This is a genomic window from Deltaproteobacteria bacterium (assembly GCA_005879535.1).
Lineage (GTDB): Bacteria > Myxococcota > Myxococcia > Myxococcales > 40CM-4-68-19 > 40CM-4-68-19.
Window position 1 is genome coordinate 1 of record VBKI01000027.1, and the last position, 8,054, is coordinate 8,054.

Genomic DNA, 8,054 nt, shown 5'->3' on the forward strand with positions numbered 1-8,054 from the left:
GAGAGCGACTGTTCGAGGACCTCGTCCGGGCGGAAGCCAAGGAGGGCGGAGACGGCATCGTTGGCCTGCAGGATCTTTCCCTCGAGGTCGGACACGAACACGGGATCGGGCGCGTTCTTGATCAGGCTCTCGGCGTATGCTCGGGCCTTGTCCAATTCGCGCATGTCGCGAAGGATGCCGATGGCACCGATCACCTTCCCGTCGGTGTCGTGGAGGGCGGAGGCGTTGAGCGTCGTCGGGATGCCCTCGCCGCTCGCGCTCCGCGGGTTGAGTCTGGCGTTGCGGGTGACGCCGCGTTCCACGACTTCGCGGAGTGCCGCCAAAAACTCCCGGGTCTCGGCAGAGGAGATGATGCGCGAGAGCGATTGCTCGATGAGCTCGTCTGGGCGGAAGCCGAGGAGCGCGAAGACGGCGTCGTTGGCTTGCAGGATCTTTCCCTCGAGGTCCGACACGAACACGGGATCCGGCGCGTTCTTGATCAAGCTCTCGGCATAGGCTCTTGCCTTGTCCAGCTCTCGCATGTCGCGCAGGATGCCGATGACGCCGATCGCCCGGCCATCAGGATCGCGGAGTGCGGAGGCGTTCAGGCTCGTGGGGATGACCTCGCCGCCCGCACTCCGAGGGTTGAGGACGACGTTCCGCATGACGCCGCGCTCGACCACTTCCCGCAGCGCCGCCCTGAATTCCCGGGTTTCCTCCGGACTGATGAAGCGGGCCAGCGATTGCTCCAGCACTTCGTCCTGACGGAATCCGAGCAACTGGGAAACCGCATCGTTCGCCTGCAAAATCTTGCCTTCCAGATCGGAGACGAACACTGGATCAGGGGCGTTGGCGATGATGATGTCGGCGTCCAGCGATCCGCGCGATTTGACCCGCCGCCTCTCGGACTCCATGACTTTCGCTTGCATCGCGAGTTCCCGTGGTCCAGCCATCTTGGACCTCCTTGCGAACGGGTTCGTGGGGAGAGAGAAGCCCCGTTCTCGCTGCGCGGGCCGGTCCCATAACATGGCCACGACCTGATCTGCTACACGCCCGCGGCTGCCGTTTGTTCGCTTGCCTGACTGCGACCCACACTCCTGTCGGATTTGTACAGTTTGTCAGGATGCGCGACCCAATGCGCAGCTACCGGCTCGCCGCCATTCCAGGACGGAATCGCGGTCGAGGTGATCGCGCCGAGGCTGGATCGAGGTCCGCTGATCGCTACTGGCAGTCAGGGAACCTGATCGACGCGACGCGCGTGCTCCAGTTGAACGTGCTGGTCGTCAGGTAATACTGATTCGTGTACCAGAACGTGCATCCGTCGGCGTCGATCGCCATGCTGGTGTAGTCGCCCCAGCGACCTCCGCACTTGAGCTGTGAGCCCGTGCCGTTGATGAGGAACGACTCGGTTTCCATTGCGCCCAGCGGGTCGATCGAGGTGCGTCCCGTGTAGCGGATCGACGGGAAGGTCGACGAGCCGCCCGGGCGCACGGGCCCGGAGACGCTGTACCCGAGCGCGATGTTGCCCGCTTTGTCCATGGCGATCGAACCCATCCAGCGGTGATCGCCGTCCGGCGGCGCGTACGTGCCCTGTTGGTAGACGGTCAGCACAGTGGAGTTTTTCGGTGCACGGAATTCGTACCATCGCTCGCCCACCTGGCCCGTGGGCGTATTCACCGAGTGGCTCACCACCCAGCTCTGGTGGTCGGAGAAGTTCCGATAAGCCAGCCTGTACATCAGGCGGTCGCCGAGTGAGTCCAGAGTGTCTGTTCCAGGTTCCGCATCTGGCTGCGGAATGCATGCTCTGTCGCCGCCGCAGGCGAGTTGGAAATTTGCGACGGGAATCGGCATCGTGCCGCCAATGCCGGTAAACGTCGCGTTGCGCGGGCGGGCAAAGTCGATGTCGAACAGATACTTGTAGATGACATTTCCATTGGGCGGAGTGTTATCGATGCTGCCAAGGAACACTTCCGGTTGGCCGCTGGGCGGCAGGACGTCCGCGGAATCGAGGTCGGCGGGCAGCAGGCTGTCGTCGAAGGTGGTTGGGGTCGTAAAGCAGACCTGTTTCGCGCTCTTGCGTCCCGCCAGCATCCCGACCCGGTCATAGGCGCAAACCGTCGCGCCAACGTATCTCGAGCCGTCATTAGTGAAACTGTTAATGGATTGAAAGTAACCGTTGGGCTGGATTCCGAACTTTGGGTAGTCGGGGAAACTATTCTGCCCGTAGGCGAAGCGGTAATAGGTCCCAAGAGCATCAGGCGTGGTCGATACCGCGATGCAGGTCACCCGCACGTTGAAGGTGCCCTGGCTTGCCACCCAGCGGTGAGCGAGCTTGTCGAACTGGATGATGGGGTCACCCTGATTGGCGGTCTCGCAAATGTTGCCAAAACCCTTCCAGAAGTTGTTCCCGTCGAATGGACCGGCGAGGACCGCGCCGCTGCTCTTGTCGAACACCGCGTATTGGAGGTTGACCCACTGCACCACTTGCGTATCGCCGACGGCCAGGTTGGCGTCGCTCGGAGCGCCTTGAACCTTGTAGCTGCCGAAGCCATTTCCGACGCCGAGAACATTCACCCCAGGGACGGCGAGCACCGTCGGAAGTATCGCGGTCTGCAGCGCGCCATCATCCGACGCGGCTTGGCTGGGCACCGCGGCAGCGTTCATCGTCTGCTGCAGCTTCGGTCGACGAATGGGAATCACCCGGCGAGGTGTGTCCGCGCGAGGGGGTGTCGCCATCTCGCGCAGCGGAGCCGAGACGTCCGCGTGCAGCGCTTCATTGACCTCTGGGTTCGTGAGCACCTCGGGCTGGGCCGGTCTGTCAGCCCATGCGGAGGGGGAAAAGACGAAGCTGAACAAGCAGAGGACGGGCGCAGCCCGCGTCATCTGGTTGGCTTGCATGTTGTCTCCTCCGGAAGCGAGGCCGCGCGTGGCGCCCTCGCCTTCATCGTTTCGGTTTCGTACCAAGGCACGCCGGATAGAGGCATGGCAAGGTTAAATTGTCCCGCCTTCACCTGCCTGAAGATCCGCGAGCACCTCTTCTACGTCGGCGAGGTGGAGGCGAGCGGTCGGTTAGCAACGGTGAGCTCCACGGTAGGATCGACCAGGGCCACTTCCGCCGCGATAGCGCCGCTCTAGCGGTGTGCGCCACACTACTTGCCGCCGTTTCAACGGACTGATTTGTACAATCATCGAATCCATTTCCGCACATCACGCCGTATCCGATCGGAAAGAAGTAGCGATGCCGGATGAGAGTGGGTCCAGGTAATCCAGTCCGGATTGCGAAACGTTGGGAACGGCGTTTCTTTTGCTAATAGTTTAGGGATGCGTTCCGTGCGTCCGCGCGGCTTCACCCTGATCGAGCTGGTGGTGGCCATGGCCGTCATCGGCGTCCTCGCCGGCATGTCGGCGGTTGCGCTCGGCCGGATGAAGACGCGCGGCAACTTCTCCAGCGCCAGCGGCGATTTCATCGCCACGCTCCGCACGGCGCGGGCGGAGGCGTTCGCCCGCGGCAATCCTACGGTGGTCGTCGTCGACTCACTGGCAGCCCGCTGGTGGGCCATCGAGGACGTGAACGGGGACTTCTCGCTGGCTTCCTTCAGCCCCTCGACCCCGGCGCCTTCGCCGGACCGGCTGATCTATTCGGGGACGCTGCCGAGCGGGACCAGCTTCGGACCGCTCGACGGCTGGGGATCGGCGCTTCCGCCGCCATACTCCGCGATCCCCACCGGATACCTGAACATCGTCCTCGCCGACGGCGGGTCCGGCGGCGTCGCCGACATCACCGTGGACGGCGGGAGCGCGGCGCCTAATTTCAAGTACTGCAGCTTCTGCGACACCAGCTCGAAGCAGGGAGCGATCACCTTTCTTCCCTCGGGGGGCGCCATCTTCAACGGCGGGCCTCTCGGTGTCGGACAGCAGATCAGCCTGCAGGACGTGCAGTCCGTGGACGGCGGCGTGGCCGGAGCGCCGACCAGCATCATGGATTTCGTCATCGTGGCGGCGACCGGCGCCGCCGAGGCGGTGGCCGTCCGATGATCCCCGCTTGCCACAGGATGGATCGTGGGTTCTCGCTGATCGAGTCGATGGTTGCGTCGGTGGTGATGCTCATCGGCCTGCTCGGCCTGGCCGGGCTGCAGGTCGTCGCCATGCGCGCGAACAACCTCGGCAAGCGCATGGCGCAGGCATCGCTGCTCGCCCAGGACCTGGTGCAGAACATCCAGCTCTGGCAGTACACGGACTCCAGGCTCGTGCCGCAGGGCTCCGCCTCGCCGGCGCACACCGGTCTCTACTCGGACACGAACCACTCGGACATCGCGAAGTTCTGGGACCTGCTGAATACGGCCACACTGACGACCACGGTGGACGGTTCGCCGGTGACGTTCGACTTCACCGACGGCGCTGCAGGCGCCGCCCAGGTGAACCAGCTCGCGGCGAGCTACGCGGGCGTACTCTCGCCGGTGGACACCACGCTTCCCGCCGGGGAGCAGACCATCTTCCAGCGCTACTGGAACGTGTTCCCGGTCGACCTCAACGGCTCCGGCCAGGCGCAGGGAAAACTCATCCAGATCCTGGTGCGCTGGAAGGAGCCGAACTTCGGCTACCGGCAGGTGAGCGCCAGCTTCTACAAGTACGACCCGTCGGGGTTCAACCTGTGACGCGCCGGCAGCCGCGAGGCTTCACGCTCATCGAGGTGACCGTCGGCGCCGCCGTCGCGCTGATCGTCATCGGCATCGTCACTGCAACGTTCCTCTCGCAGCAGCGGTCGGTGCAGGCTCTCGATCTGTCGCGCGAGGCGAGCAACGCCGCCCGCGACGCGATGCTTTCGCTGCAACAGACCATCGCTCGCGCCGGCTACGGCATCGACCCGCGGTACGCCTTCGACTTCCGCAACTACAACTGCCCGAACTGGACCGCGGCGAACCCCTGCCGGGACCGGATGAATTTTCCGGACCAGATCGTCTTCGTCTCGCGCGACCCGGACTACTACTGGGCCGGGACGCCGAGCAGCACCATCGCCGGCTGCTCTCCCTCGTCGCCATGTACCGGGCACGCCTGGCAGGTGAAGGCGTTCGATCCGACCCACGTCACCGTCGCCGCGTCGGCGGGCGACACGTTTCTCAAGGGCCAGCTCGTCGAGATGACCTGCGCACAGGGGAGCAACCCAACCATCGGGCAGGTGGCCGCGACTGCGCAGGCGACGTCAGCGGCGGATCTGCAGCTCACGCTCGATGCGGCCGTCGCGGGCAACCCGTACCGCGCCAACATTCCCGCGGCGCACGACTCGTGCTTCGACACGGCCGGCGTGAGCCTCTTCCTCGTCAACCGCTACCGCTACCACGTCGCGACGGTCAACGGCGATCCCTGGCTGATGCTCGACCGGGGCCTCGACTACAACCAGAACGGCACGACCGCCGAGGAAGGCGCCGGCGGCGCGCCGGACACGGCCGACGAGATTCCCATCGCCCACGGCGTCGAAGGAATGCAGTTCGCCTACCTGCTTCGCCCGAGCACCACGGGCGTGGCGGCTCCCGACAACGGCGGCGACTGGGTGATCGGCAATACGCCGGGCGTCATCGAGGAGCCCGACCCGACGGTGACCGCGCCGACTCTGGTCACCTCCGACACCGACCCGCTGCGCTACAACTTGCACCCGGCGAACATCCGCGGGGTCCGCATCCGTCTGACCGTGCGTTCGCTCCGGCTGGACATCACGCAGCCCTCGGACTGGTTCGGCGATCCGGCGACCCCGCCGGACGGCAGCGCTTCGATCGAGAACTGCGACAACTTCGTCGTGGTCACGCTCGGCCGATACCGTCGCTACTTCAGCTCGGCGACCGTGTCGACCCCCAACCTGGGCTCGAAGGATCCGTTCATCTTCTAAAGGGCCACCGATGCGCTTCGTCCACCACAGGCACGACCGCGGCTCGGCGCTGATCATCTCGATGATCCTGATGATCGTGCTCGCCGTGGTCGGCATCGCGCTCGTCAATCGCACGACCCGCGAGGTCGACGCGGTGGCCTCCAAGCGCCACTGGGACCGGTCGATGAGCTGCGCGGAGGGCGCGCGGCAGATGCTGATGTCGCAGTTCCGCGCCTACGGCGTGAACCTCGTCAATCTCCAGATGCAGAAGCAGATCGGCGACCAGCAGTACGCCTCCGGCCACTATGACAATTTCAACGTCACCTCCGTGTCCGAGGCCGGCGGCACGCCGGGCGGAGCGGTGGGAGGGGACGCCGCGAACCGGATCACCCGGCGGTCAGGCGGCCTGGGCGGCAAGGGCTGGCGCATGACGGTGGTCTGCCGCGACAACGCCCAGGCCACGCACCAGCAGGAAATCGAGTTCCTGGTGAACTTCGGATTCTGACGAGGAGACTATGAACAGGATCAGCGCACTGCTCATTCTCTCCACGGCGCTCGCGTTGCCCGCGGGCGCGGCTCCGCCGGGGACGGACGTTACCTGCTGGAACCGCGACACCGAGCGGATGGACTTCTTCACCAACCCGCCGACGCGCGGAGACAACAACTTCCTCTCCTTCACGGTGTCGGGCACCGCGAACGTGACCATGCTCTACCCGGGAACCGCCTCGATGAAGGCGCTGCCCATCTCGCTGTACGAGTTGCGCGAGCCAGGCGTTGGCGGCGCGGGCAGCGTGCTCGCTCCGAACGGGCAGGGCTGCCAGAACGCCTTCCTCAACAACCTCGATTACTTCATGCCGACCACGGTGGAGCCGCCGGCTGCCTCAGCGGCCTACAGCGGCGCTTATGACAAGTCGAAGCGGTACCCCGAGCCGGAGGTCACTTACGCCGGTGGAGGCGGCCTGGCCGACAACTTCGAGGACGCGACCTACAACGACAAGAAGACGGACTCGACCGGCGGCAAGGCCTGGCGCTACGTGCTCTGGCCGGCCAACGATTCCGGCACTCCGGAGAGCATCGACACGGCCTGCACCAACGCGACCAGCGGCGTGGGCTACGTGTCCAACGATACCGACGACTGCAAGCTCTGCGTCAAAACCACGGGCTACTGGATCAACTACAAGGTGGCGCAGACCGATACCAGCAGCTCGGCGTTGGTGGCCAAGGGCAACTGGCTGAACTACTTCCCGCCAAAATGGGCCACTCTCCGCCTCGCCTACAAGCGGCTGGTGAACGGCCCGCTGCTGAACTCGCTGCGCGAGGGCATCGGCACGCAGAACGGCGCACAGGGCTGGTACCGCCTGCAGAAGATGTTGCCCCAGTCGTGCACCGGGCAGGGTCGACCGAACCAGCGCATCGCCAGCGTGGACGGCGTCACCTACACGAACACCGCCAATCCCTTGGCGGAGATGCTCTTCAACGTGGCCTGGACGGTCAGCTCGATCGATTCGCCACCGCCTTCGACCTGGAGCTTCTTCCCCAACCAGAGCACGCACCCCTCGAGCGAGAACGGGATTAGCAGCGATTCCAACAAGAAGGCGGGCTTCTGCCCCGGCTGCAACGCGGGTTTCTCCGTCCTCATCTCCGATGGCCGCGGCATCGACGGCCGGCCCGGCTGCGACGGAGCAGCGAACATTGCCACACATCCCTGGTGCAACGGATACGATTCGCACGCCGCCTGCTCCGGCCCCACCTCGACCGGCAGTCCCGGCCTGGGCCTCGGCGCGGAAAAGGACGGCGACGACTACCTGAGCCCGAACATGTCGAACGGTGCTGGCCCGGTCCTGACGCAGCCCGGCGCGCCGTACTACACCACTGCCGGTGGGGTCTGCCCCAACGACTTCCTTCCCAGCGTCGCGGCCTGGATGTTCGCGACGAACCTCGGCGGGCAGCCTGGCACCAACCTGCGCCTGTATACGCTCGGCGTCGGCGACAACTACTTCGGCGAGTTGGAGCCGCTGCGGGCGGCTGCCTCCGCGGGCCACGGCCTCTACCTGGACGGATCGAATTTCGCGGCGCTCGAGCGGAACCTCACCCGGGTCTTCCTCGACATCATCTCCAACGCGACCTCGTTCTCCGTGGCCGCGATCACCACGGTTCAGACCCGCGGAACGACGTTCGCCTTCATTCCCCGTTTCCGACCGCTGGGTGGCTCGCA

Annotated in this window: 6 protein-coding genes; 4 read left to right on the plus strand and 2 right to left on the minus strand. The window is 65.2% G+C overall.

The window, feature by feature from the left end; translation table 11 throughout:
- Positions 1-908: PAS domain-containing protein (locus E6J58_01275; protein ID TMB42823.1), on the minus strand; the 908-nt coding region annotated here is incomplete at its 3' end.
- Positions 909-1,200: 292 nt separating this feature from the next.
- Entirely contained in the window at positions 1,201-2,877 is a 1,677-nt protein-coding gene (locus tag E6J58_01280) for a hypothetical protein (GenBank protein ID TMB42824.1), read from the minus strand.
- Between the two features lie 423 nt (positions 2,878-3,300).
- Between E6J58_01280 and E6J58_01285 the strand changes: the two genes are divergently transcribed.
- From E6J58_01285 to E6J58_01300, 4 genes are all read left to right on the plus strand, one after another.
- Positions 3,301-4,014, plus strand: a complete 714-nt coding sequence (locus E6J58_01285; protein TMB42825.1) for a prepilin-type N-terminal cleavage/methylation domain-containing protein — start codon at positions 3,301-3,303, stop codon at positions 4,012-4,014.
- Between the two features lie 7 nt (positions 4,015-4,021).
- Entirely contained in the window at positions 4,022-5,860 is a 1,839-nt protein-coding gene (locus E6J58_01290; protein TMB42826.1) for a prepilin-type N-terminal cleavage/methylation domain-containing protein, read from the plus strand.
- Between the two features lie 10 nt (positions 5,861-5,870).
- Complete coding sequence (locus E6J58_01295; protein TMB42827.1) at positions 5,871-6,344, plus strand: hypothetical protein; 474 nt, start codon at positions 5,871-5,873, stop codon at positions 6,342-6,344.
- Positions 6,345-6,354: 10 nt separating this feature from the next.
- On the plus strand, positions 6,355-8,054 hold a 1,700-nt coding region (locus tag E6J58_01300), incomplete at its 3' end, for a hypothetical protein (protein TMB42828.1).

Coding starts and splice junctions, on each gene's coding strand:
- E6J58_01280 (TMB42824.1), bottom strand. CDS start 2,877: ATGCAAGCCAACCAGATGACGCGGGCTGCGCCCGTCCTCTGCTTGTTC.
- E6J58_01285 (TMB42825.1), top strand. CDS start 3,301: ATGCGTTCCGTGCGTCCGCGCGGCTTCACCCTGATCGAGCTGGTGGTG.
- E6J58_01295 (TMB42827.1), top strand. CDS start 5,871: ATGCGCTTCGTCCACCACAGGCACGACCGCGGCTCGGCGCTGATCATC.